The sequence below is a fragment of the Cupriavidus sp. AU9028 genome (assembly GCF_019795295.1).
Taxonomy (GTDB): Bacteria; Pseudomonadota; Gammaproteobacteria; order Burkholderiales; family Burkholderiaceae; genus Cupriavidus.
The window spans coordinates 51,893-74,967 of sequence record NZ_JAIMCG010000015.1 but is presented as its reverse complement, the minus strand read 5'-3'; the positions used below and the strand labels follow the sequence as shown (position 1 = coordinate 74,967).

The 23,075-nt window shown below is 67.1% G+C and carries 20 protein-coding genes; 7 read left to right on the top strand and 13 right to left on the bottom strand.

Annotation, left to right across the window (positions count from 1 at the left end; genetic code table 11):
- Positions 1-116: 116 nt before the first annotated feature.
- Together K6V06_RS16305 and K6V06_RS16300 are read right to left on the bottom strand one after the other, a co-directional pair.
- Complete coding sequence (locus K6V06_RS16305; protein ID WP_222245071.1) at positions 117-1,115, bottom strand: tripartite tricarboxylate transporter substrate binding protein; 999 nt, start codon at positions 1,113-1,115, stop codon at positions 117-119.
- Positions 1,112-1,954: an amidohydrolase gene (locus tag K6V06_RS16300; RefSeq protein WP_222245148.1), complete on the bottom strand. Its 843-nt coding sequence runs from the start codon at positions 1,952-1,954 to the stop codon at positions 1,112-1,114. Before K6V06_RS16300 ends, K6V06_RS16305 begins: the two co-directional genes overlap by 4 nt.
- 135 nt (positions 1,955-2,089) lie before the next feature.
- Between K6V06_RS16300 and K6V06_RS16295 the strand changes: the two genes are divergently transcribed.
- Complete coding sequence (locus tag K6V06_RS16295; protein ID WP_222245069.1) at positions 2,090-3,010, top strand: LysR family transcriptional regulator; 921 nt, start codon at positions 2,090-2,092, stop codon at positions 3,008-3,010.
- A 15-nt stretch (positions 3,011-3,025) separates the two neighbouring features.
- On the opposite strand, the gene K6V06_RS16290 is transcribed toward K6V06_RS16295, so the two are convergent.
- The 5 genes from K6V06_RS16290 to K6V06_RS16270 all read right to left on the bottom strand — a co-directional run bounded on the left by K6V06_RS16290 (position 3,026) and on the right by K6V06_RS16270 (position 11,083).
- Positions 3,026-3,424, bottom strand: coding sequence for a TraR/DksA family transcriptional regulator (locus K6V06_RS16290; protein WP_222245067.1), 399 nt, complete (start codon positions 3,422-3,424; stop codon positions 3,026-3,028).
- 143 nt (positions 3,425-3,567) lie between these two features.
- A complete protein-coding gene (locus K6V06_RS16285) occupies positions 3,568-5,061 on the bottom strand; it encodes an efflux transporter outer membrane subunit (RefSeq protein ID WP_222245066.1) in 1,494 nt (497 codons plus the stop codon).
- A gap of 307 nt (positions 5,062-5,368) precedes the next feature.
- Entirely contained in the window at positions 5,369-8,566 is a 3,198-nt protein-coding gene (locus K6V06_RS16280) for an efflux RND transporter permease subunit (protein WP_222245065.1), read from the bottom strand.
- 180 nt (positions 8,567-8,746) lie between these two features.
- The gene (locus K6V06_RS16275; RefSeq protein WP_222245064.1) at positions 8,747-10,018 is read right to left on the bottom strand and encodes an efflux RND transporter periplasmic adaptor subunit; all 1,272 of its coding nucleotides are present in this window, start codon (positions 10,016-10,018) and stop codon (positions 8,747-8,749) included.
- 147 nt (positions 10,019-10,165) lie between these two features.
- Positions 10,166-11,083: an alpha/beta hydrolase gene (locus K6V06_RS16270; protein WP_222245063.1), complete on the bottom strand. Its 918-nt coding sequence runs from the start codon at positions 11,081-11,083 to the stop codon at positions 10,166-10,168.
- Between the two features lie 347 nt (positions 11,084-11,430).
- Between K6V06_RS16270 and K6V06_RS16265 the strand changes: the two genes are divergently transcribed.
- The gene (locus K6V06_RS16265) at positions 11,431-12,456 is read left to right on the top strand and encodes a LysR family transcriptional regulator (RefSeq protein WP_255581890.1); all 1,026 of its coding nucleotides are present in this window, start codon (positions 11,431-11,433) and stop codon (positions 12,454-12,456) included.
- Positions 12,457-12,492: 36 nt separating this feature from the next.
- Here the strand turns inward: K6V06_RS16265 and K6V06_RS16260 are convergent, their stop codons facing one another.
- The 6 genes from K6V06_RS16260 to K6V06_RS16235 form a co-directional block, all read right to left on the bottom strand.
- Entirely contained in the window at positions 12,493-12,753 is a 261-nt protein-coding gene (locus tag K6V06_RS16260) for a DUF2795 domain-containing protein (RefSeq protein ID WP_222245062.1), read from the bottom strand.
- Positions 12,750-13,070, bottom strand: coding sequence for a hypothetical protein (locus K6V06_RS16255; RefSeq protein ID WP_222245061.1), 321 nt, complete (start codon positions 13,068-13,070; stop codon positions 12,750-12,752). The genes K6V06_RS16260 and K6V06_RS16255 overlap by 4 nt, the downstream gene beginning before the upstream one ends.
- Positions 13,071-13,171: 101 nt before the next feature.
- Positions 13,172-13,921 (bottom strand): demethoxyubiquinone hydroxylase family protein, encoded by a 750-nt coding sequence (locus K6V06_RS16250; RefSeq protein WP_222245060.1) that lies wholly within the window; start codon positions 13,919-13,921, stop codon positions 13,172-13,174.
- 42 nt (positions 13,922-13,963) lie between these two features.
- The gene (locus K6V06_RS16245) at positions 13,964-15,136 is read right to left on the bottom strand and encodes a hypothetical protein (RefSeq protein ID WP_222245059.1); all 1,173 of its coding nucleotides are present in this window, start codon (positions 15,134-15,136) and stop codon (positions 13,964-13,966) included.
- Between the two features lie 577 nt (positions 15,137-15,713).
- Complete coding sequence (locus K6V06_RS16240) at positions 15,714-16,445, bottom strand: BON domain-containing protein (protein ID WP_222245147.1); 732 nt, start codon at positions 16,443-16,445, stop codon at positions 15,714-15,716.
- Positions 16,446-16,577: 132 nt separating this feature from the next.
- Positions 16,578-17,003 (bottom strand): OsmC family protein, encoded by a 426-nt coding sequence (locus K6V06_RS16235; RefSeq protein WP_222245057.1) that lies wholly within the window; start codon positions 17,001-17,003, stop codon positions 16,578-16,580.
- Between the two features lie 349 nt (positions 17,004-17,352).
- On the opposite strand from K6V06_RS16235, the gene K6V06_RS16230 reads away from it, so the two are divergent.
- The 5 genes from K6V06_RS16230 (at position 17,353) to K6V06_RS16210 (ending at position 23,072) form a co-directional block, all read left to right on the top strand.
- Positions 17,353-18,444 (top strand): porin, encoded by a 1,092-nt coding sequence (locus K6V06_RS16230; RefSeq protein WP_222245056.1) that lies wholly within the window; start codon positions 17,353-17,355, stop codon positions 18,442-18,444.
- A gap of 77 nt (positions 18,445-18,521) precedes the next feature.
- Complete coding sequence (locus K6V06_RS16225) at positions 18,522-19,460, top strand: LysR substrate-binding domain-containing protein (protein ID WP_222245055.1); 939 nt, start codon at positions 18,522-18,524, stop codon at positions 19,458-19,460.
- A gap of 170 nt (positions 19,461-19,630) precedes the next feature.
- Positions 19,631-21,079: an FAD-dependent tricarballylate dehydrogenase TcuA gene (tcuA, locus tag K6V06_RS16220; protein ID WP_222245054.1), complete on the top strand. Its 1,449-nt coding sequence runs from the start codon at positions 19,631-19,633 to the stop codon at positions 21,077-21,079.
- Complete coding sequence (gene tcuB / locus K6V06_RS16215) at positions 21,066-22,238, top strand: tricarballylate utilization 4Fe-4S protein TcuB (protein ID WP_222245053.1); 1,173 nt, start codon at positions 21,066-21,068, stop codon at positions 22,236-22,238. The genes tcuA and tcuB overlap by 14 nt, the downstream gene beginning before the upstream one ends.
- A gap of 45 nt (positions 22,239-22,283) precedes the next feature.
- On the top strand, positions 22,284-23,072 hold the full coding sequence (locus K6V06_RS16210; protein ID WP_222245052.1) for a class II aldolase/adducin family protein: 789 nt from the start codon (positions 22,284-22,286) through the stop codon (positions 23,070-23,072).
- Positions 23,073-23,075 lie beyond the last annotated feature (3 nt).

The following is a 23,075-nucleotide window of genomic DNA, read 5'->3' as shown; positions in this document are numbered from 1 at the left end:
ACCGTCTCCGCCGTGGCGGGGCAGCGTCATGGCGCCGCCTCTCGCACTTCTCTATTCAGCAGTCCTGCACGAGTCCGTCATGCCGACGGACCCGTCGATACGGTCAATCGGCCTGCTCAGTCCAGCTGCAGCTTGGCCTCCGTGGCGACCTTCTTCCACTTGGCGATTTCCGCGCGGCGGAACTTGTCCAGTTCAGCAGGGCTGGAACCAATGATCTCGGCGCCGAAGCCTTCCAGGTGCTTGACCACGGCCGGGTCCTTCAGCACCTCGGCCAGCGCGGCGGAGACCTGGTTCAGGATCGCGGGCGGCGTGCCGGCCGGCGCGAACACCGCATTCCACTCGTAGCTCTCGTAACCGGCGACGCCCGACTCGGCGATGGTCGGCAGTTCGGGCGCGGCCTTCGAGCGCGTGCTGCCGCCAACCGCGACCGGACGCAGCTTGCCGCTCTTGATATGCGGCCATGCCGAGCCCATGCTGGCGAACATCACCGGCACCTGCCCAGCCATCACGTCCACCATCGCGGGACCGCCGCCCTTGTAGGCGACGTGCTCCAGCCTGGTCTTGGCCAGCGAATTGAACAGTTCGCCAGCCAGATGCTGGGCCGAACCGTTGCCGGCGGAGGCGAAATAGATCGGTTGCTTGTCGCCGGCGGCCTTGCTCTTCTGGATCAGCTCCTGGACCGACTTGACCGGATAGGACGGCGTGACCACCAGCGCGTTGGGCACGCGCAGCAGCAGCGAGACCGGAGCGAAATCGCGCAGCGTGTCGAACTGCATGCGGCTGTGGATGGCCGGGTTCTGCGCATGGTTGGAGGCGTCGAGCATCAGCGTGTAGCCGTCCGGCTTGGCGCGCGCCACCATCGCGCCGCCAATCATGCCGCCGGCGCCGCCGCGGTTGTCGATCACCACCGTCTGGCCAAGTTTTTCGCCCAGCTTCGGCGCGATAAGACGCGCCACCACGTCGACGGTGCCGCCGGGGGGATACGTCACCACCAGCATGATGGGCTTCTCGGGATAAGCCGCGGCCGCGCTACCCGCGATACCGGCCAGCGCCACACCGGCGATGGCCTTGCGCGTACGGCGCGACAGTTGCTGATACAGGGAAAACACGGTCATGCTACTTCTCTCTCAAAGTGAAACAATTGCAGTGAAGTATCGGTCAATATTGCCGAAACTTGAGGGATATCTTCGATCCAGTCGGCGATCCACTGGCGCGTCGGGCCGTACGACACGGCCGGATGCTGGGTATGTGGCCAGTCGCTGCCCCACACCAGCCGCTGCGCACCGAACGCCTCCAGCAGCAGCCGCGCGGCCGCGCGCGGCGCTCTCGCGCAGTGCGCGAGCGGCCAGATGCGATAGGCGGCGGACAGCTTGACCCAGACACGGCCGCTATCGGCCTGTTCGATCAGATAACGAAACCCGGCGTCATTGGTGCCCAACGCGGGGTCCGGGCGGCCGAAGTGGTCCACCACCACGCGGCATCCCGCAGCCAGCAACATCGGCACGACTTCCTGCAGACGGCCTGCCTGGATGTGCACCTCGACATGCCAGTCCAGCGCATTGACCTGTTCCAGCAGCCGCTGCCAGCCGGGACTTGCCAGGTCGGGGACCGGCAGGCCGACCAGGTTCAGACGCATGCCGGCGACGCCTGCACGGTGCATCTGCTGCAATTGCACCGGCTCGATGCCCGGCTCGATCACCACCACGCCGCGTAGCCGTCGTGGCGCCTGGCGCAGCGCTTCGATCAGATAGGTGTTGTCGGTCCCAAGGAAGCTCGGTTGCACCAGCACGCCATGCGTGACGCCGTGCTGGTCCAGCTGGGCCAGGTAGTCCGGCAGGCGCGCGTCGTAATCGGGGCGGTAGCGGCGGTTGGCGGCCAGCGCGAGACCCTGCTCGAACACGTGAGCGTGGGAGTCGACCACGACGGCGGCGGTCTCGTCGCGGGAGGGAAACATCGTCAAGGGAACATCTCCGGAGGGCGGGCGTGCAACGACAGCGGTCGTTTTCGCCTTCATATATGGCGTTTGATTCTAGGAACGGGCGCTATAGTTTTGTATTCTTCCGCCCCGCTATATTCATATCGCTTCGTTATGGAAACCCGGCACCTGCGCTACTTCCTCGCCGTCGTGGATCACGGCAGCGTCAGCCATGCCGCCGACTGGCTGGGCATCGCCCAGCCCGCGCTGAGCACCGCGCTGTCCCGGATGGAGAAGGAACTGGGGGTGCGGCTGTTCGAGCGGTCGCGCCGCGGCGCGGCGCCCACACCGGCTGCGCTGGCGATCCTGGAGGACGTGCGGACCAGCGTCACGCGGATCGATGCGGCGGCGCGCCGGGCCCAGGAGATCGCGCGCGGCAGTGCCGGGCAACTGACCGTGGGGCTGGTGTCGTCGGCGCTATTCGACACGTTGCCGCGCGCGCTGCGCGAGCTGCGCCGCCGCGCGCCGGGCGTGCGCGTGGTGCTGCGCGAGATGAGCAATGCGGAGCAGGCCGAAGCGCTGCAGACCGGTGAGATCGACATCGGCCTGATGCACACCCCGGTCGCGGTCGGCGGACGGATGCGGGAGCGGCAGCTACTGCGCGACCGCCTGCTGGCAGCGGTGCCCGACGAGTTCGAAGTGGGAGCGGATGGGATGGTGTCGCTGGCGCAGATCGCCCAGGCCGGGCTGGTCATGTATCCGCAATCGCAACTGCCCTCGTTTCATGCGGGCATTCTCGATGCGATCCGCAAGGCCGGACACGAGGCGGTGGTCTCGCAGGAAGCGAACCGGACGCTGACGGTGCTCTCGTGCGTCGCTGGCGGTTGCGGCGTCGCACTGCTGCCCAGCTGGATCCGCGCCATGGACTTTCGCGGCGTGCGGCTTTGCGAGGTACGCGATGGCCAGGCGCTGCCAACGTTCGACCTCAGTGCGATCTGGCCCGCGCGGTCGGTGCCGACGCTGGCCGACCTGTTCGCCAGCCTGGACCTGGCCGGAGCAGGCGTCCAGGGCGAGCACCGGCTGGTTGCCGGGTGAGCCCGGGCTGGCCGCTCAGCTCTCGTCGATTTCGGGACGGCGGGACATATAGAGCCGTTCGTGGCGCTCCTGGCAGGGCGCACAACGCTCGGCGACCGGATAGGCCTGCAGCCGCGCCAGCGGAATCGGTTCCTCGCAATCGACACAGATGCCGAAGCTGCCCGAGCGAATCCGCTCGCGGGCCGCGTCGATATCGTGCAACTGGCCGCGGTAGTGGGCGAGCAGCGCACCGTGGCCGCTTTTCTCGTTGTTCCACTCGGCACGGTCGCCTTCGTCGCCCACTTCCCGGGTCTGTACCTCCCCGGGAGCCGGCGCCTCCTGATTCAGTCCGGGCAGGCGGCCGGTCAGGTCCGCTTCCAGTCGGTCCAGCCGCTGCTCGATATCGCGTAGTTCCTCTGGGCTGAGCGCGTCCATTGGCTTACCTCCATCTCGGGGCCGAGGCATTCCCCTTCTGACACACGGAGGAAAGGCTTGGTTCGCCGTGTAGCGTGCGAGTTACGCGGCTCTGCCGACGTTGAAAGTCAGCAGGCCGCGCAGGGCAGGGATGGCGGTACCCTCTAGCGGCCGTCACGGGCGGCCGATTCCGGCTCGCCGGCCGGACCCCAGCCGCCGCCAAGACTGCGCACCAACGACACCGTCGCCGCCGCGCGCAGCCCGGCAACCTGGTTGGCCGCGCGTTGCGACTGCAACACCGTGCGGTCGGCATCGATCACCGTCAGATAGTCGACCGCGCCGGCGTCGTAGCGGCTGCGCGAGATGCGTGCGGCACGGCGCGCGCCGCCCAGCGCCTCGTCCAGTGCCCGAGCCTGCTGACTGAGCCAGCGCACATCGGCCAGGCCGTCCTCGACCTCGCGGAACGCCACCAGCACTGTTTGCCGATAGCGCGCCACCGTTTCCTCGTGCGCGGCGCGCGCGCCGGCCAGATTGGCGCGATTGCGGCCGCCGTCGAAAATCGGCGCCGCAATGGTCGAGCCAATCAGCGGACCGAGCAGCCAGGCGCGCGAGGACCAGCGGAACAGGTTGGACAGCTCGCTGGACTCGAAGCCAAAGACGCCCGTCAGCGAGATACGCGGGAAGAAGGCCGACTTGGCCACGCCGATGCGGGCGTTGGCCGCGGCCATGAACCGCTCGGCCTGGGCGATGTCCGGGCGCCGCTCCAGCAGGTCCGACGGCAGGCCGGCGGGAATCGACACCAGCGGGACATCGAGCGGGCGCGCGCTCAGGCCGAACTGCGACGGCGAGACACCGGTCAGCACGGCCAGCGCATGCTCCTGGTTGGCGCGGCGGCGCTCGATGTCGGCCAGGTCGGCACGCGCGGTACCGAGCTCCGCTTCGGCCCGGGCGGGATCGAGATCGGTGGTTTCGCCGGCATCGTAGCGCTTGCGCAGCAGGCGCAGCGCGTCCTCGCGCAAGGCAATGGTGGCGCGCAGCAATTCCCGCTCCGCATCCAGCGTGCGCAGCGCGAAATACGACTGCGCGACGTCCGCCTGCAGTGCCAGCAGCACGGAGCGGTACAGCTCCTCTTCGGCCTGGCCTTCGGCACGGGCGGCGCGCACGCTGTCGCTGACACGGCCGAACAGATCGACCTCGTAACTGGCGATCGCCCGGGCACGCAGCACCGTGCGCGGCGCGACGGCCGTGCCATCGGGTAGCCCCAGCGATGCCGCGGAAGGCTGGGTCCGGGTCGGGTCCAGGCCCACGCTCAGTTGCGGATACAGGTCCGCCTCGGTAGCGCCGGTGAAGGCGCGTGCCTGCCGCACTCGGGCCGCGGCGACCGCGAGGTCCTGGTTGCCGGCGGTGGCGGCGTCGATGAGCCGGTCGAGATCGGCGTCGCCGAACACTTTCCACCATTGCCCGCGTGCCGCTCCCTCGGACGGCGTGGCCACCTTCCATTGCGCGCCCTCGGCCTGGGCCGCTTCGGCTTCCTTGTAGGCCGGTGCGGCGCCAGCGTCGGGCACCTCATAGGTGGGCGCCAGCGAGCAGCCGGCCAGCACCAGCGCCGCGACCAGCGTCGCCAGGCGGGGCATTGTCGATTGCAGAATGGCTGACATGTTGATTCGTTCCTTGTTGTCGTTGCGCGATCGGTTATTGCTCTTTCCCTCAAGCGGGCGAGGGGAGCAAACCCGCGGTGTTTCCATTGCTCCTGGTGTTCCCCCTCTCCCCTTCAAGGGGAGAGGGCCGGGGAGAGGGGTTGGTCTTTCCCGCGGCGCCGAACATGGCTGCCGCTCGCCTGCCCTCCCCCCCGGCCCCTCTCCCGCAAGCGGGCGAGGGGAGCAAACCGGCCGCATATCCATTTCCCTCGGGTTTCCCCCTCTCCCGCAAGCGGGCGAGGGGAGCAAACCGGCGGTATTCCGCTCGTCAGTGCTGGACCTCCGCCAGCGCCGGCACATCCTTCGCCGCCGGCTGCACCGGCTCCGGGTCGCGCTGGCCGCGTGTGGCCAGCTTGCGCAGCGCGACGTAGAACACCGGCGTCAGGAACAGCCCGAAGAACGTCACGCCCAGCATGCCGGCGAACACTGCGATGCCCATGGCCTGGCGCATCTCCGCGCCCGCGCCGGACGACAGCACCAGCGGCACCACGCCCATGATGAAAGCGAACGAGGTCATCAGGATCGGACGCAGACGCAGGCGGCTGGCTTCGATCGCCGCCTGCACGATGCCGCGGCCCTGATGCTCCAGCTCCCGGGCGAACTCGACGATCAGGATCGAATTCTTCGCGGACAACCCGACCAGCACGATGAAACCGATCTGGGTGAAGATGTTGTTGTCCCCCCGCGTCAGCCACACTCCGGTCAGCGCGGCCAGCAGCGACAGCGGCACGATCAGGATCACCGCCAGCGGCAGCGTCAGGCTTTCGTACTGCGCGGCCAGCACCAGGAACACCAGCAGCACGCACAGCGGGAAGATCCAGATCCCTGCGTTGCCCGCGAGGATGTCCTGATAGGTCAGCTCCGTCCATTCGAAGGCGATGCCCTTGGGCAGCGTCTCGGCCGCAATGCGCTCGGCTGCCGCCTGCGCCTGCCCCGACGAGAAGCCGGGCGCGGGTCCGCCGTTCATGTCCGCCGCGGTGAAGCCGTTGTAGCGCACCACGCTGTCGGGGCCGAAGCTCTGCTTGACCTGCACCAGCGAGGACAGCGGCACCATTTCGCCGGACACGCTGCGCGTCTTCAGCCGCAGGATGTCCTCCGCGGTGGCACGGAACGAGGCGTCCGCCTGTACCTTGACCTGATAGGTGCGACCGAACTTGTTGAAGTCGTTGACGTAGGCCGAGCCCAGGTAGGTCTGCAGCGTGTCGAACACCTCGGTCACCGGCACGCCAAGCTGCTTGGCCTTGACACGGTCCAGCTGCACGTCCAGCTGCGGCACGTTGACCTGGTAGTTGGTGAAGACACCGGCCAGCTCGGGCGTGGCGCGCGCCTTGTTGGCGAACGCGTTGGTCGCGTCGAACAGCGCTTCATAGCCCTGCGCCGCGCGGTCCTCGATCATCAGCTTGAAGCCGCCGATGGTGCCCAGTCCCTGCACGGGCGGCGGCGGGAACACGGCGATGAAGGCGTCCTGGATGCCGGCGTACTGCTGGTTCAGCTGCTGCGCAATGGCATTGCCCGACAGGTCGTCCCCCTTGCGTTCCTCGAACGGCTTGAGCGTGGCGAACACGATGCCGGCGCTCGGGCTGTTGGTGAAGCCGTTGATCGACAGGCCGGGGAAGGCCACCGCCGATTCCACGCCCGGATGCTTCAGCGCGATGTCGGACATGCGGCGGATCACGTCTTCGGTGCGATCGAGCGTGGCGCCGTCGGGCAGCTTGGCGAAGCTGACCAGATACTGCTTGTCCTGCGCCGGCACGAAGCCCTTGGGCACCAGCTGGAACACGCCCCAGGTCAGCGCCAGCATCACGGCATAGACGCCGAACACCGCGCCCTTGCGCCGGATCACGCCTTTCACGCCGTGGCCGTAACGCTCGGCGCTCGCGCCGAAAAAGCGATTGAAGTGGCGGAAGAAGCCGCCCAGCGTGCGGTCCATCGCCCGCGAGAGCCAGTCCTTGGGCTGGTCATGCCCGCGCAGCAGCAGCGCGGATAGCGCCGGCGACAGCGTCAGCGAGTTGAAGGCCGAGATGATGGTCGAGATCGAGATCGTCAGCGCGAACTGCTTGTAGAACTGGCCGGTCAGGCCACTCATGAAGGCGAGCGGCACGAACACGGCGCACAGCACCAGCGCGATGGCGATGATGGGGCCGCTGACCTCGCGCATGGCCTGGTAGGTGGCCTCCTTTGGCGACAAGCCCTGCTCGATATTGCGCTCGACGTTCTCCACCACCACGATGGCGTCGTCCACCACGATGCCGATGGCCAGCACCAGGCCGAACAACGACAGCGCATTGATCGAGAAGCCGAACGCGTACATCAGGCCGAACGTGCCGACGATCGACACCGGCACCGCCAGCAGCGGAATGATGGAGGCGCGCCAGGTCTGCAGGAACAGGATCACCACCAGCACCACCAGTGCGATGGCTTCGAACAGCGTATGCGTGACCGCCTTGATGCTGTGGCGCACGAACTGCGTCGGGTCATAGACGATGCTGTAGTCGATGCCTTCCGGGAAGTTCTGCTTGAGCTCCTCCATCGTCTTGCGCACGTCGTCCGAAATCTGGATCGCGTTCGAGCCCGGCGCCTGGAAGATCGGCAGCGCCACCGCGCTCTTGTTGTCCAGCAGCGAACGCAGCGCGTACTCCGACGCGCCCAGCTCGATGCGCGCGACATCGCGCAGATAGGTCACCGCGCCATCGGCGGAAGTGCGCACGATGATGTCGCCGAACTGCTCTTCGCTGGTCAGGCGGCCCTGGGCATTGACGGACAGCTGCAGGTCGGTGCCCGGCAGCGACGGCGAGGCGCCGATCACGCCGGCCGCCACCTGCACGTTCTGCTCGCGAATGGCGCGCACCACGTCGCTCGCGGCAAGCTGGCGCTCGGCCATCTTCTCGGGATCGAGCCAGACCCGCATCGAGTAGTCGCCCGAGCCGAACATCTGTACCTGGCCGACGCCCTGGATGCGCGCCAGCCGGTCCTTGACGTTGATCACCGCGTAATTGCGCAGGTAGGTCATGTCATAGCGGTCGTTCGGCGAGACCAGGTGCACCACCATGGTCAGGTCGGGCGAGCTCTTGACGGTGGTGATGCCCAGCCGGCGCACGTCCTCGGGCAGCCGCGGCTCGGCCTGCGCCACGCGGTTCTGCACCAGCTGCTGGGCCTTGTCCGGGTCGGTGCCCAGCTTGAAGGTGACGGTCAGCGTCAGCAGGCCGTCGCTGTTGGACTGCGAAGACATGTACAGCATGTCCTCGACGCCGTTGATCTGCTCTTCCAGCGGCGATGCCACCGTTTCGGCGATCACCTTCGGGTTGGCGCCCGGATACTGGGCGCGGACCACCACGGAGGGCGGCACGACTTCCGGATACTCGGAGATCGGCAGGCGGAACATCGCGATCGCGCCGATCAGGAAGATCAGCACCGATAGCACGCCGGCGAAGATCGGCCGGTCAATGAAGAATTTCGAGAGGTTCATGACGGATCTCGACGAAAACAGGGGCCCCTGGCGCGCCCATCAGGCGCGCCAACAGCATGGCTTGGATAGGGTGTGCGGGTGCCGGGGAGCGCCGCTTGAATCAGCCGCTTGAATCAGCCGATGGCTCGGCCGAAGTGCGCGGCGGCCCGGTCGGGGAAGCGTGGGCGGAGCGCTCGGCGGTCAGCTCACGGTGCCCTTGCCTTGCGGCGCGTCACCCTGGGCGCGGCTTTCGCTGCCATCGTTACCGGCAGCGCCGGCGCTCTGGCCCGCGGTGCGCTCCAGCTCGCGCTTGAAGGCCATCTGCACCGGAGTCGGCGCGACCGTGTCGCCCGGCCGCACCCGCTGCAGCCCGTTGACGACGATCACCTCGCCGGCCTTCAATCCGGAGCGGATCACCCGCAGTCCTTCATAGGTGGGGCCCATCTGCACCTCGCGATAGGCCAGCTTGTTCGCCTGGTCCACCACCAGCACGAACTTCTTGCCCTGGTCGGTGCCGACGGCGCGATCGTTGACGAGCACGGCGTCGTGCGGTGCGCTGCCGCCCAGCTTGACCCGGGCATAAAGCCCCGGCAGCAACCGGCCATCCGGGTTGTCGAATACCGCGCGTACGCGGATGGTGCCGCTGCGCGGGTCCAGCCGGTTGTCCACCGACTGGATACGGCCCTGGTGCGGATGGCCGGTTTCGTTGGCCAGGCCCAGCATCACCGCCATGCCCTTGCCGTTCGCCCCGCTGGCGCCCGGCGCGGTGTAGCGCAGGTAGCTCTGCTCGTCGATCTCGAAGCTGGCGTAGACCGGCGACACCGACACCACCGTGGTCAGCGGCGGCGAGCCGGCGCCCGCGGCCACCAGGTTGCCGACGGTAATCTCGGCCCGCGAGACGCGGCCGGTGACGGGCGCAACGATGCGGGTATAGGCAAGGTTCAGCCGCGCGGCTTCGAGCCCGGCCTGGGCCGCGCGCACGTTGGCGGTGGTCTCGCGGACCGCGTGCGTGCGCTCGTCGAACTCGCGGCGGGAGATGGCGTTGTCATCCAGCAGCCGCTGCGCCCGCTCGCCCTCGCTGTGGGCGTGGCCGGCGCGCACCTGGGCGGCGGCCAGCGCCGCTTCCGCGCGCGCCACCTCGGCGGCGTACGGCCGCGGATCGATGGTGAACAGCAGGTCGCCCTTCTTCACCAGCTCGCCTTCCTTGAAGTGGACGGCGTCGATGGTGCCGCTCACCCGCGGCCGGATCTCGACGCGGTCGACCGCCTCGATCCGCCCGGAAAATTCGTCCCATTCGGTGATGGTCTTGCCCAGTGCCGCTGCGACCTCCACTGCGGGCGCCGACTGGGCGGGGCCGGGCACGGCCTGCGCTTCGCCGGCATGCCAGGGTTGCAGCAGCGTGGTGGCCAGGCCGGCCCCCAGCACCAGCACGATGGCGACGGCAATCAGGTTGCGTCGGGATGGTTGCTTCATTTCTTCTCTCCGGATTTCGTTTCTGTTCAACTGGAAAGCAAAAGGCCGAGCGCCGCCCTCCCGCGCGCGCTGGCAAGGCGCCGCTGGATGAACGAGGCATGTTCTGGATGGCGACGGCGGCGGGCGTCTCCTGCCCGCCGCCGTCCGTCACGGCGCCCAGCCCGAAGGCTTGGCGGCGGGCCGGGTCACGGCCTGAGGCGAGGCGTCGTCGTCCGCGGAAAACCGCTCCCGCAGGAATCGCGATCCTTCATCGATCCAGACCTGACATCGGTCGTGGCTGGTTTCAACGCCGGCGCCACAGGCACCGGCCATGATTCTGGTTTCGGCCGCCACGCCGCAGGCGAGCAGCCGGCCGGCAAAGGCTTCCCCTTCGGGCCGCAAGGCGTCCTCCTGCGCGACCTGGATCAGCGTCGGTGGCAGCCCGGACAGCCGCATCGCATGGGCCGGCGCGGCATAGGGATGCACGCAGGCGGCGGGCGTCGGCAGGTAGTCGCGATAGTGCGCGGCCAGCCGCTGCAACGTCTCCATCGGCACCTTGCCCGCGCCGCCGCACGATGCGTGCTGCAGGCAAGGGTCGGTGACCGGCCGGATCAGCCACTGCGCCCGGGCCGGCGTCATGCCGCGGTCGCGCAGCATCTGTGCGACCGCGATCGCCAGGTTGCCGCCGGCTTCCTCGCCGACCAGCGCAAAGCGCGTCTTGTCCACCTTCAGCCGCCGCGCATTGCGAATCACCCATTCGGCCGTATTGAAGGCGTCCTCGGGCGCCGCCGGAAAGGGATGGTCCGGAGCGAGCGAATACTCGGGAGCCACCACCACCGCCGGCACGGCCACCGCCAGCCGCTGTGTCAGCTGGACGGCATGCTCGATGCCGCCATCGACGAAACCGCCCGCATGCAGGTACAGCAGCCAGGGCAGCGGCTGTGCCGCCCAGGCGGTCGGATATCCCGGGGGGTAGCACACGTGCACTGCAACAGTGCGATCCCAGCTCTCGAGCGAATGGCGCACGACACGAGCGCCGCTGCCGTTCGCGGCCTTGCTGCCCTGCATCGTCGATTTGCTCGTCATGGTGAATCCTTGGCGCCGGCTCCGCTGGCGAAGACCGGACAGGTAATTGCAAGTTGGGTTGAGCGGATTATGGTGGTTGACATGGACGGGATAAAGCGGGTCTTTGCCAATGCACTATTCTGCCGGTGAAATAATCCAGCGTCCTGTTCCAGCTCGTGCGAACGCATAATCGCATCCGCGGCAAAGGACCGGCTCGCGGATGCCTTTGTTGCAATCGCGCCAACAAGGTGGCAGCCGGGAGACCCTACGCTGCATATGCCTTCCATAGTGCGTAATATTCGCGGCTACGACCCCTTGCGGCAGCAACGCGGGCGGCGCCGGCCGCCGCCTCTGACTGGATAGCCATCATGGACCGCTTCGTATCAATGCAGGCCTTCACCCGAGTCGTCGATTTCGGCAGCTTCGCCCGCGCGGCGGAGTCGCTGGACCTGCCCAAGGCGACCCTGACCCGGTTGATCCAGAACCTGGAATCCCACCTCGGCGTCAAGCTGCTGCACCGGACCACCCGGCGCATCAGCGTGACCTCCGAGGGCGCGGCCTATTACGAACGGTGCGTGCGCATCCTGTCCGATGTGGACGAGGCCGAGCAGTCGCTGACCATGCAGAACCAGACGCCCAAAGGCACGCTGCGGGTCGATACGATCGGCGGGCTGGCGCGTCTGGTACTGGTGCCGCACCTGCATGAGTTCATCACGCGGTATCCGGACCTGAAGGTGGAGCTGACGATCAACACCAAGCCGATCGACCTGTTAAAGGAAGGGGTGGATGTGGTGATCCGCGTCGGCGACACGGTGGACGACACCATGGTGGCGCGCCGCATCGGCGAGCTTCGGCTGGCGTTCTATGCCTCGCCGATCTATCTGAAGCAGCACGGCACCCCCTCCACTCCGGACGAGCTGCGCGAGCATCGGGCGATCAATTACATCTCGACACGGACCGGCCGGGAAATGCCGTGGATCCTGACCCGTGGCGACGAGCGGCACGAGCTGCTGCTGCCTTCGGCCATCTCGACCAACGATCCCGAGGTCTATATCGGCTGCGCGCTGGAAGGCCACGGCATTGCGGTGATATCGCGGCTGATGGCGCAGCCCTATCTGGAGAGCGGCCGGCTGGTGGAAATCATGGCCGACTGGCAGGAAGAGGAAATGCCGATCTCGGCGATGTACCCGCAGAACCGCAACCTGTCGGCCAAGGTACGGGTGTTCGTCGACTGGGCCGCCGAGCTGTTCGCGCGCGATCCCGAGCTGCAGCGCCAGGGCGGCCCGCTGCGGCCGATTGCGCCCATTGCGCCGATCGGGCCAATCGCGCCGATTGCCGCAGGGGCGCGGCCGGGCGCACCGGCGGCGGTCGCCGCGGTACCGGCGCCCGCCTGACATCGCGCGCCTGCGGACTTGGCCGTTGCGGCTCGCTCAATGCAGCTTGCCCAACTCCTTGGAGATGTCCGCCGGCGTTTCGTACTCTCGCTCGGGGATCTGCTCCAGCTCCGCGAGAATGTCCTCGCTGGCGCCGCCGTCGCGCGCCTTGCTGACGATATCGTCCTTGCTGGCAGGGAAATCGAGCCCCTTCAGCGACTTCTGCACGTCGATCGGGCTCGGCTCCTGACGGCCTCCCTGCTGCTGGCCGCCCTGCTTGCCGTTGCCATTGTTTTCCTGGCCTTGCTTCGAGGTCATACGCTGCTCCGGTTGGTGGGAGGATCGATTTCCGTACGGGGTACCCCTGCCGAGGCCGTCGGCGTCTCGGCTCCATCGAGCGCGGCATCGATCAGCCGCCGGCCTTCGAGCAGGCAGGCTTCGACCGCCGTGGCGGCATTGTCGTAAGCCAGTTCGATGTCGGAGGCGAACGCGCGCGGCACGGTGGAGACGAGGCCCTGGCTGCGTTCCTCCGCGGGCAGGATTTCGCCCTGGTAGCCGTAGCGCACGCCGGTGCTGGCGCCGACCGGCACCGCGTGCGCGGCGATGACATGATCGCGGTAGAACATTTCCTTCATGCAGGCTCCTTGCTGGATGCTCAAGGCCGTGGGCCGCGGCGTTGCGATGAACGTCGCGGCCCGCGGGGGAAAAGGCTCGGCGGCTCGCGGCGAGCCGGCGCTCAGGACGCTTCCGTGACGACCGCGCGCTCCAGCCACTGCTTGATGGTCGCCATGTGCTCGTTCTCCTCGATCAGCGCCTGGCGGAACTTGTCGGCCATCTCGGTGTGGCCGGTGGAGTCCGCCAGCTTGATCAGAAGCTCCCAGCCGGCGTTGTCCGTCATCTCCGCCGTCAGCAGCGCGTTCAGGCATTGCGGCACCGTCGTGCGCGGATCCGCGATGGCCTGCAGCACGCCCATCGAGGCAACCGCCGCGACATCCGCACAGGGCGTCATCGCGGTGGGATCGGCGCCCAGCGCCCGCATCGATTCATCGACCAGGGCAAAGTGCTCGGCTTCCTCGTCACGGAAATGGGACAGCGTGCTCAGCACGTCTGGATCGAGGGCCGAGGTATCCATCTCCCGGCACTTGGCCATCATCAGCTCGTACAGCCGGGTGCCCTGCCGCTCGAAGGCCAGGCGCTCGCCCAGCTTGTCGATCAGCACCTCCGGCCGGTTGCCGGTCAGCTTGTCCATCGTCGTGCTCATCGCGCCCTTGACGGTGCCCGGCAGCGGCACCGAGCCGACCAGGTGCGCTTCGTCGATGTACTGCGCGCGCAGTTCCGCTGCCGGCTGCGCTTCGGCAGGGGCGTTCATGTCGTCGATGCCGACGTCCGGGCCCATCGATTCCGAGTAGCGCTCCATCTTCTCGGTATCCATGGGGGACATCTGTGCGCCGGTGCGGTTCATGCCCATTTGCGAGGTGGGTTCCATCCGTATTCTCCTGTTTGTGGGGTCCAACACAGCTGCCGGATATCAGGCGGCGCGCAGGCGCGCCAGCTCGGTACCCGGGGTCCAGACATAGCCGGACGAGACGATCTGCGTCGGCGACCCCTCCGAATTCATATGGTTGCGATACTCGATCGAAGCCGGGCTGTCCTGGTCCAGCGGCACGAAGTCCATGCCGTTGGCGCGCATATCGACCTCGTCGGCGAGCACCTTGCGCACGAAGTCGCGCTGGCTGGCGAAATCGATCGGCTTGGGCAGCGGGCCGGACAGGATCTCGGCCGGATCGCGGCCCTCGTGGCGCTTGAGCATTTCGCAGGCGACATGCAGATGGCCCAGCTCGTAATCCAGGAAACGCTCCCAGATCGCCTTGATGCGCGGGTTGCTCTCCTGCTGCACACAGCTGTAGTAGTTGTAGGCCTCCATCGCTTCATGGATGACCCACTTCTCGATCATGCTTTCGTCCGGATCGGTCAGCGAACCGTACTGCGTCACGTGCTGCTCCTCGATCGAGGCGATCTCGGCGTACAGCTGGCGCGCCAGCGGGTCGGTGAACAGCGGGCCGATATTCATGTAGTAATCGTGGGTCTGGTACTCCGCCGCGGTAATCATGGCCGCGTGAATCTTGGTGATCAGTGCGGCGCTGTTGCGGTCATAGCTGTCGCGCACATCGTCCTGCGGGGCGCGGTGCTCCACCCAGGTCGAGCGGCCCGGCACGATGTCTGAGTAGCCCTGCGTGATGTTGTTGGGGTCCTTCCCTTCCAGCCGGTCCAGCATCGCGCTATAGCGATACAAGTGGTCGAAGTCTTCCAGCAGGCCGAAACGATAGGCCTGCGCCTGATACGGGTCGGGCTCGTTCTGCGCGACCGCGGCGGTCACTTCGACGGCCACCTGCTCGTAGGCGATGGTGGTTTCCAGCGGGGAATGGTCGGCACCGATCAGCCAGTTGATCATCGTGGCCTGGTGTTGCTCGACACGGCGCACCTGTGCCAGCGGAATGCGCAGCTCCCGGTTGCAGCGCGCCATGATGTGCTTCAAGCGCAGCGCATCGAGCTCGATGCCGTTCATCAGGATGATCCGCACGCGGGTGAAGGCGTCATCGTCGAGCTTGCTGATCGGCTCCTGCACAAGCTCTTTCCAGGTAAAACGTTGCTGGCCAAGCGGTGTGCCCTTGGCGTCCAGCAGATCGGTCAAGGTATCCATGGAAACTCCGATGTGGGGGTGGACGTAATACCTCCGCGCGTTTCTCTGCGTCTTTCGCGGTGGCTCGTAGTCCTTCTTTAGCAACGCGCGTGCCGACACTTCCCGGCGCGGGCCGATTGCCACCGCGCAAACACCCGCTGCCGCCCGGGGACACGGCTTGCGTCCGCATCTCCCCCCACGAAATCGGGGCTGCCGCGCAAATTGCGCACGTTCGTGCATGAGCAAATGACTACTGGAAGGCGAAAATTGCCGATTCGATCGGCGCTTAATTAAAGCGCCGGCCGCCAGACATACCGCCAACCGTTCCCGGGATTTGCCGGACCGATGGCGCCGTATGCGCTCGACGCATGCAATTTGCGGGGCAATTCAGGGCCAACACTCCACGCGTTGCAAAACTTGCGTGTGCGCCGGCAGGAATGAAGCGAAAGAAAGGAAAGGAAGGCGAAGAAGGGAGGAGGAAGGAGGAACGGCGAGCAAGCGAAGGAACCGGAGTCGCGGCAGCCGCTCCAGCGGTGGCTGGCCCCATCCACGGGGCCAGCCACCCAGGCTCTCAGGGACCAGTACGAAAGCGCTGCGGTCAGCTCGGCTGCTGCACCGCGATGCGATTGACGACCTCCTCGACGCCCTGCAGATACCAGGCATCGCGCTCGGCCTGCCGGCGCGCACCTTCGGTCGCAAACCCTTCCAGGGTCACCACCCGGTTCTCGGTCTTGATGACGATCTGGTCGGCATCGACCAGTGCATCGGTTTCCAGCACCAGGCGCAGCGCCTCGCTGATTTCCTCGTCGTTGTCGCGCTCGGCGGGTTCGATCTTCAGTTCATTGATCACGCAGCGGCAGCCCGGCGTCCACCACGCCAGCACCCCCGCCAGCCGCATGTGCGACAGGCTGATGACCTGGCCGCGCAGCGTAACCACGCCGTCCTCGGTATGCACCGCGATTTCGCCCCAGCACTCGCCCATGGCCTCGCGCATCGTCTCCGACCGCCCCTTGGCATGGGAGCAGATGCGGAAGCTGCGGAAATCGATGCTCTGCAGCAAACGCTCGCAGACGGCATTGCGCAACTCGCCGTCGCCGCCCGTGGTCGAGCCGTTGGCGACCCGGATGTGGTCGACCACGTTGACGCCATCGATCCTGCGAATGCGCGTCGCCGCGCGGGTCTTTGCTTCGATGTCCGGAACTTCGCCTTCCAGCACCAGCGCGCCGTCGACAAAGCGCAACTGAATGGACGGTTGAACCGGCTGGCCGTGATGCGTCAGGCTGGCCAGCGCCGAGCGGGCCTGTGCCAGCACTGCTTCGCTGCTCTGCATATCGATCGCCTCCATGAAGTGAGGGGGCAGCGCGGCGGCCGGCGTGATGGTGCCGACCCCGGTCGATGCCCACATCAGTATAGAAAGCCGGTTGATTCGCAGGTTCCTGACTTTACGCGAGTGCTCTTTGCGTCACGATTCCAGCCGCGCGTCCATCGTGATGGGCGCCTTCATCAGCTTGGACACCGGACAGTTCTCCTTGGCGCTCTGCGCGCACTGCTCGAACGCCTGCGTCTCGGCGCCAGGAATGCGGGCCGTGACGTCCAGGTGGATCGCCGTGATGCTGTAGCCGCCGCCCTCCTTCTCCAGCGTCACGGTGGCGCGCGTCTCGATCGAGTCGGCGGTCATGCCGGCCTCCCCCAATATCAGCGACAGCGCCATCGAGAAGCAGCCCGCGTGCGCGGCGCCGATCAGCTCCTCCGGGTTGGTTCCCGGCCCGCCTTCGAAACGGGCGCGGAACCCATAGGACGCGCCATTCAGGACGCCGCTCTGGGTCGATATCGTGCCGCTGCCATCCTTGATGCCGCCCTGCCATCTTGCCGATCCGATCTTCTGCATCGTCGCACCTTTCCTCGCTGGTCATGGAAAAGCCCGTGCGAGGCCGTGCACCGCGATGTGGCGCGGCGCGGTCAGGGCTGCACGGGTCCGGGAGCCGGGCGCACCGTGTTGGCGCGGCCGAACCTGTCAACAATAGGTGCAGCGTGCCCGCAAGGCCAGAAAAGCGCCTCCCGCCACGGGATTTCCTTGTTCTCCCAGCGCACGCGACACCGAGCATGGTCCTTGCTCTCCTGTGACTGCTACGTCTCATGCCCCTGCCGCGCCATGCTGCATGCGCGCCAAGGCAACGGGCCACAACAGAGACGAAGCGCTACGAGAGAGAAATCAAGGGTCAACCATGGAGGTCCATATGAAGAAGAAAACCATGCCGGCGCACGCGCTGGAGAACGCCGCGCGGCTGCTGGTTGCCGCCACGGCCTTGCACGGGGGTCATGCGCTGGCGCAGTCCAGCGTCACGCTATACGGCCAGGTCGATTCCTTCGTCGGCAGCAGCAAGGCAATCGGCGGCGAGCGCGCCTATATCGTCGGCGGCGGCGGCATGCAGACGTCGTACTGGGGGATCAAGGGCACCGAGGATCTGGGCGGCGGCCTGAAGGCGATCTTCGACCTGAACGGCTTCTATCGCGCCGACAATGGCCGCGCCGGCCGCTTCGACGCCGATGGCATGCTGACGCGCAGCGCCTATGTCGGCCTGCAGAGCGACAAGGCCGGCACGCTGCGCCTGGGCCGGAACACCACGCCGTACTTCCTGTCGACCATCCTGTTCAATCCGCTGGTCGACTCGTACTGGTTCTCGCCGGCGATCTTCCAGACCTACCAGACCGCCACCGGCACCAACGTCTACGACCCGGGCCTGATCGGCGACAGCGGCTGGAGCAACTCGGTGGTCTACTCCTCGCCCAAATTCGGCGGGCTGTCCTTCAATGCGATCTACGCCTTCGGCGAGCAGGCCGGCGAAGCCGGCGAGAACAAGTTCGGCGGCAACGTGATGTATGCCAGCGGCCCGTTCGCCGCCACCGTCGCGTTCCAGCAGGTCAAGTTCAACAACACCCCGGGCGACGTGACCTCGCCTGCCACGCTGGTCGGCTTTGACAAGCAGACCGCGGTGCAGGCCGGCGTCAGCTACGACTTCAAGGTGGTCAAGCTGTTCGGCCAGGCGCAGTACATCAAGTCGGACATCGACGGTCCCACCGGCGACCTGAAGCACGTCAACGGGCAGGTGGGCGCGGCGGTGCCGATCGGCGCGGGCAGCCTGCTGGTGTCGTACGCCTATGCCAAGGTCGACAACGACGTGGGCGACTTCCGCCGCAAGACCGCCGGCATCGCCTACGACTACAACCTGTCCAGGCGTACCGACGTCTACGCCGCGTACTTCTTCGACAAGGTCAGCGACCGCTCGCACGGCGACACCTACGGCGTCGGCATCCGCCACCGGTTCTGACCGGCCACGGCGCCGCCCGGCCCGTCTCTGGTATAAGCATCGGCATATTGTCACGCCGATGCCTGTACCGAGAGCCCATGGAGCTGCGCCAACTGCAATACTTCGTCCGCGTCGTCGAACTCGGCAGCATGAGCCGCGCCGCGCTGGAGCTGGACATGGTGCAGTCCGCCGTCAGCCAGCAGATCAGCCGGCTCGAGAGCGAGTTGTCCACCCGCCTGCTGCTGCGCACGCCGCAGGGCGTCACGCCCACGGAAGCCGGCCTCGCCTTCTTCCATGAAGCGCAACTGACGTTGCGCCATGCCGAGCAGGCCCGGCGCGCGGCGCAGCACGCCCGGCTGTCCGGCACCGTGAGCGTGGGGCTGGCGCCGACCACGGCGTCGATGATCGGCGTGCCGCTGATCCGCGCCATGCACGAGCGCTATCCCGACGTCCGCCTGCATATGGTCGAAAGCCTGTCAGGCCATCTGACGGCCATGCTCAACGCCCGGCAGCTCGACGTGGCGGTGTTGTTCGACACCCATGCCGCCCGCCGCTGGACCGTGCTGCCGCTGCTGGAGGAAACCCTGTTCCTGATCCGCTCCCGGCATCGCTACCCGGGCGGCGAGCCGCGCGAGGACCGGCTGGCGATCACCGATCTGGCCGACATCCCGCTGATCCTGCCCACCGGGCACCACGGCCTGCGCAGCACGCTGGAAGCGGCCTTCTCCCGCGCCAAGATCGTTCCTCGCGTGGTGCAGGAAATCGACTCGCTGGCGATGCTGATGGAAGCGGTCGACATGGGTCTGGGCGCGACATTGCAGCCGTGGGCGGCGGTCGGCCGCTACGAGGACGCCGCGAGCCGCTTCCATCTGGCGCAGCTCGACGACCCCGCGGTGGGACGCCGCAATCTGGTGTGCAGCCTGTCCGACGACGAGCTTTCCCCCGCGGCCCTGGCGTTGCGGGCGGTATTGATCGACACCGCCCGGGGGCTGGTCGCTTCCGGCCGTTGGGGCGGGACCCGGCCCAGTGCGCTGTGATTTAAGTGCCGTAATAATCGCAAATACCCCGAAGGCAATCACTTTTCGTGATACCCCCATTTCATCGGAGGCATTAGCAGGGCGACGGGGGGTCGGTAGAGTCGCGTCACTCCTACAAGCGACGCAATCGTGCCCATCTTCCCCACGACCTCCTCCGAGGACGCCGCATCATGATCGACGTCCTCGTCATTGGCGGCGGCAATGCCGCCCTGTGCGCAGCCCTGATGGCGCGCGAAGCCGGCGCCAGCGTGCTGCTGCTCGAAGCCGCCCCACGCGAGTGGCGCGGCGGCAATTCCCAGCACACCCGCAACCTGCGCTGCATGCACGATGCGCCGCAGGATGTGCTGGTCGACGCCTACCCGGAAGAAGAGTACTGGCAGGACCTGCTCAAGGTGACCGGCGGGCTGACCGACGAATATCTGGCCCGGCTGGTGATCCGCGCCTCGTCCAACTGCCGTGACTGGATGCGCAGCCACGGCGTGCACTTCCAGCCGCCGCTATCCGGCGCGCTGCACGTGGCCCGCACCAACGCCTTCTTCATGGGCGGCGGCAAGGCCCTGGTCAACGCCTACTACCGCAGCGCGCAGAAGCTGGGCGTGCAGATCCGCTACAACGCCCCGGTCGATGCCATCGAGCTCGACGGCGACCGCTTCGTGGCCGCCCGCATCGGCGAGGAGCGCATCGAGGCGCGCAGCTGCGTGCTGGCGGCCGGCGGCTTCGAGTCCAACCGGGAATGGCTGCGTGAGGCCTGGGGCCAGAACGAGCGCGGCGAATGGCCGGCCGACAATTTCCTGATCCGCGGCACCCGCTTCAACCAGGGCGTGCTGCTCAAGTACATGATCGACGCCGGCGCCGATGCCATCGGCGACCCGTCGCAATCGCACTGCGTGGCCATCGATGCGCGCGCGCCGCTGTACGACGGCGGCATCTGCACGCGCATCGACTGCGTCTCGCTCGGTGTGGTGCTCAACGCCAATGCCGAGCGCTTCTATGACGAAGGCGAGGACTTCTGGCCGAAGCGCTACGCGATCTGGGGGCGCCTCGTCGCGCAGCAGCCAGGGCAGATCGGCTACTCCATCATCGACGCCAAGGCCGTGGGCCGCTTCATGCCGCCGGTATTTCCGGGCGTCACCGCGCAGACGCTGCCGGAACTGGCGCGCAAGCTCGGCCTGGACGAAGCGCGGTTCATGCAGACCATCGGCGACTACAACGCCGCCTGCCGCACCGGCACCTTCGACCACACCGTGCTGGACGACTGCCACACCGAGGGCCTGACGCCACCGAAAACCCACTGGGCCCGCCCGCTGGACACCGCGCCCTTCTACGGCTACGCGCTGCGCCCGGGCATCACCTTCACCTACCTCGGCCTGAAGGTCAACGACAAGGCCGCGGTCCACTTCGGCGGCAAGCCCAGCCCCAACCTCTTCGTCGCCGGCGAAATGATGGCCGGCAACGTGCTGGGCAAGGGCTACACCGCGGGGGTCGGCATGTCGATCGGCACCGCCTTCGGCCGCATCGCCGGCACGCAGGCCGCGCTCGCCGCGCGCCAGGCTCCCGCCGGGCATGGCACCGCACCGGTGCGCACCGCAATCCAGGAAGAACAGCATGAAGCATCTTGAAGCGCTGACGCGCGAAGCGGCGGCCCTGGCCCAGTCCACGCTGCCCCTGACCGCCGACGAGAGCGAAGTCTCCCGTACCCTGCAGATCTGCAATGCCTGCCGCTATTGCGAAGGCTTCTGCGCGGTATTTCCCGCCATGACGCGCCGGCTCGAATTCGGCAAGGCGGACATCCACTACCTGTCCAACCTGTGCCACAACTGCGGGGCCTGCTTTCATGCCTGCCAGTACGCGCCACCGCACGAATTCGCCGTGAATATCCCGCAGGCAATGGCCAAGGTACGGGTGCAGACCTATGGCGACTACGCCTTCCCCGCGGCCTTTGGCGCACTGTACCGCCGCGCGGGGCTGACCACCGCACTGGCGCTGGCGGGCGGGCTCGCGCTGTTCCTGCTGATGGCGGTCGCGCTGCGCGGCTCGCTGCTGCATGAACCGCTGGCTGGCAACTTCTACGCGATCTTTCCGCACAACCTGCTGGCCGGCATGTTCGGCGCGGTGTTCCTGTTCTCGGTGTTCGCCCTCGGGGTGGGCGTGACCCGGTTCTGGCGGCAGGTCTCGCCGGGCACGCGGCCCGGCGAGACGCGTGCCCCCGCGGCGCGCGGCGCCGTGCAGGACGCGCTGGCGTTGCGCTATCTCGACGGCGGGCACGGCGAAGGCTGCAACAACGACGACGATGCCTTCACGCTGGCGCGCCGGCGCTTCCACCATTTCACCTTCTACGGCTTCATGCTGTGCTTCGCCTCCACCGTGGTGGCGACCGGCTACCACTATCTGCTGGGACTGCAGGCGCCGTATGGCTATACCAGCCTGCCGGTCATCCTCGGCACGCTGGGCGGCATCGGCCTGCTGATCGGTCCCGCCGGCCTGCTGTGGCTGAACATCAAGCGCGACCCGCGTACCGGCGATCAGGCGCAGCGTCCGATGGATCGCGGCTTCATCGCGCTGCTGTTCCTGACCAGCGCAACGGGGCTCGCCCTGCTGGTCTGGCGCGACACCGCCGCGATGGCCGCGCTGCTGGCAATCCATCTGGGTATCGTGATGGCGCTGTTCGCTACCCTGCCCTACGGCAAGTTCGCCCACGGCATCTATCGCAGCGCCGCGCTGCTCAAGTGGCATATCGAAAAGCGCCGCCCGAGCGAATTGGCACTGGGCGCGGACTGACAGGGCCTGGCTCGACAAACGGCAGTACCCAAGGAGGAGACACCCATGAGCAAACCCGGCGTTCTGACCATCCCGTCCATGCGCGATCGCTGCAGCGAGGCCGAATGGAAGGCTCGCGTCGATCTCGCCGCCTGCTACCGGCTGGTCGAGCTGTACGGCATGGCCGACATGATGGCCAACCATATCTCGGTGCGCGTGCCCGACGAGGAAAACGCCTTCCTGATCAACCCCTACGGGATGATGTACGAGGAAATCACCGCGTCCTGCCTGATCAAGGTCGATCACGACGGCAACATCCTCGCCAGGCCGGATTTCGGCGAGCTGAACTACGGGATCAACAAGGCCGGCTATGTGATTCACAGCGCCGTGCACCACGCCCGTCCGGAAGTGGCCTGCGTCATCCACACGCACAGCTGGGCGTCGATGGCGGTGTCGGCACTCGAATGCGGCCTGCTGCCGATCACCCAGACCGCGATGCGCTTCCTGAAGATCGGCTACCACGACTATCAGGGCGTGGTGCTCGACACTGCCGAGCAGGCCTCCCTGATCGAAGACCTGGGCAAGGGCGAAGCGCTGATCCTGCGCAATCACGGCGCGCTGACGGTTGGCAACACCGTCGGCGAAGCCTTCAACTGGATGCACCGGCTCGAACTGGCGTGCCGTGCGCAGATCGGGGCGATGTCCTGCAACACCCCGCTACAGAACGTCGGTGCCGACGTGCTCGAAGCCACCTGGAACAACTACCAGCCGGGCACGCGCCGTCCCTACGGCGTGATGGAGTGGCCCGCGCTGCTGCGCAAGCTCGACCGCCTCGATCCGAGCTACCGGGACTGACCG

Bases quoted from the DNA above. Each gene is read 5' to 3' on its own strand.
- K6V06_RS16305 (WP_222245071.1), bottom strand. From the start codon at position 1,115: ATGACCGTGTTTTCCCTGTATCAGCAACTGTCGCGCCGTACGCGCAAG.
- K6V06_RS16300 (WP_222245148.1), bottom strand. From the start codon at position 1,954: ATGTTTCCCTCCCGCGACGAGACCGCCGCCGTCGTGGTCGACTCCCAC.
- K6V06_RS16295 (WP_222245069.1), top strand. From the start codon at position 2,090: ATGGAAACCCGGCACCTGCGCTACTTCCTCGCCGTCGTGGATCACGGC.
- K6V06_RS16290 (WP_222245067.1), bottom strand. From the start codon at position 3,424: ATGGACGCGCTCAGCCCAGAGGAACTACGCGATATCGAGCAGCGGCTG.
- K6V06_RS16285 (WP_222245066.1), bottom strand. From the start codon at position 5,061: ATGTCAGCCATTCTGCAATCGACAATGCCCCGCCTGGCGACGCTGGTC.
- K6V06_RS16280 (WP_222245065.1), bottom strand. From the start codon at position 8,566: ATGAACCTCTCGAAATTCTTCATTGACCGGCCGATCTTCGCCGGCGTG.
- K6V06_RS16275 (WP_222245064.1), bottom strand. From the start codon at position 10,018: ATGAAGCAACCATCCCGACGCAACCTGATTGCCGTCGCCATCGTGCTG.
- K6V06_RS16270 (WP_222245063.1), bottom strand. From the start codon at position 11,083: ATGACGAGCAAATCGACGATGCAGGGCAGCAAGGCCGCGAACGGCAGC.
- K6V06_RS16265 (WP_255581890.1), top strand. From the start codon at position 11,431: ATGGACCGCTTCGTATCAATGCAGGCCTTCACCCGAGTCGTCGATTTC.
- K6V06_RS16260 (WP_222245062.1), bottom strand. From the start codon at position 12,753: ATGACCTCGAAGCAAGGCCAGGAAAACAATGGCAACGGCAAGCAGGGC.
- K6V06_RS16255 (WP_222245061.1), bottom strand. From the start codon at position 13,070: ATGAAGGAAATGTTCTACCGCGATCATGTCATCGCCGCGCACGCGGTG.
- K6V06_RS16250 (WP_222245060.1), bottom strand. From the start codon at position 13,921: ATGGAACCCACCTCGCAAATGGGCATGAACCGCACCGGCGCACAGATG.
- K6V06_RS16245 (WP_222245059.1), bottom strand. From the start codon at position 15,136: ATGGATACCTTGACCGATCTGCTGGACGCCAAGGGCACACCGCTTGGC.
- K6V06_RS16240 (WP_222245147.1), bottom strand. From the start codon at position 16,445: ATGCAGAGCAGCGAAGCAGTGCTGGCACAGGCCCGCTCGGCGCTGGCC.
- K6V06_RS16235 (WP_222245057.1), bottom strand. From the start codon at position 17,003: ATGCAGAAGATCGGATCGGCAAGATGGCAGGGCGGCATCAAGGATGGC.
- K6V06_RS16230 (WP_222245056.1), top strand. From the start codon at position 17,353: ATGAAGAAGAAAACCATGCCGGCGCACGCGCTGGAGAACGCCGCGCGG.
- K6V06_RS16225 (WP_222245055.1), top strand. From the start codon at position 18,522: ATGGAGCTGCGCCAACTGCAATACTTCGTCCGCGTCGTCGAACTCGGC.
- tcuA (WP_222245054.1), top strand. From the start codon at position 19,631: ATGATCGACGTCCTCGTCATTGGCGGCGGCAATGCCGCCCTGTGCGCA.
- tcuB (WP_222245053.1), top strand. From the start codon at position 21,066: ATGAAGCATCTTGAAGCGCTGACGCGCGAAGCGGCGGCCCTGGCCCAG.
- K6V06_RS16210 (WP_222245052.1), top strand. From the start codon at position 22,284: ATGAGCAAACCCGGCGTTCTGACCATCCCGTCCATGCGCGATCGCTGC.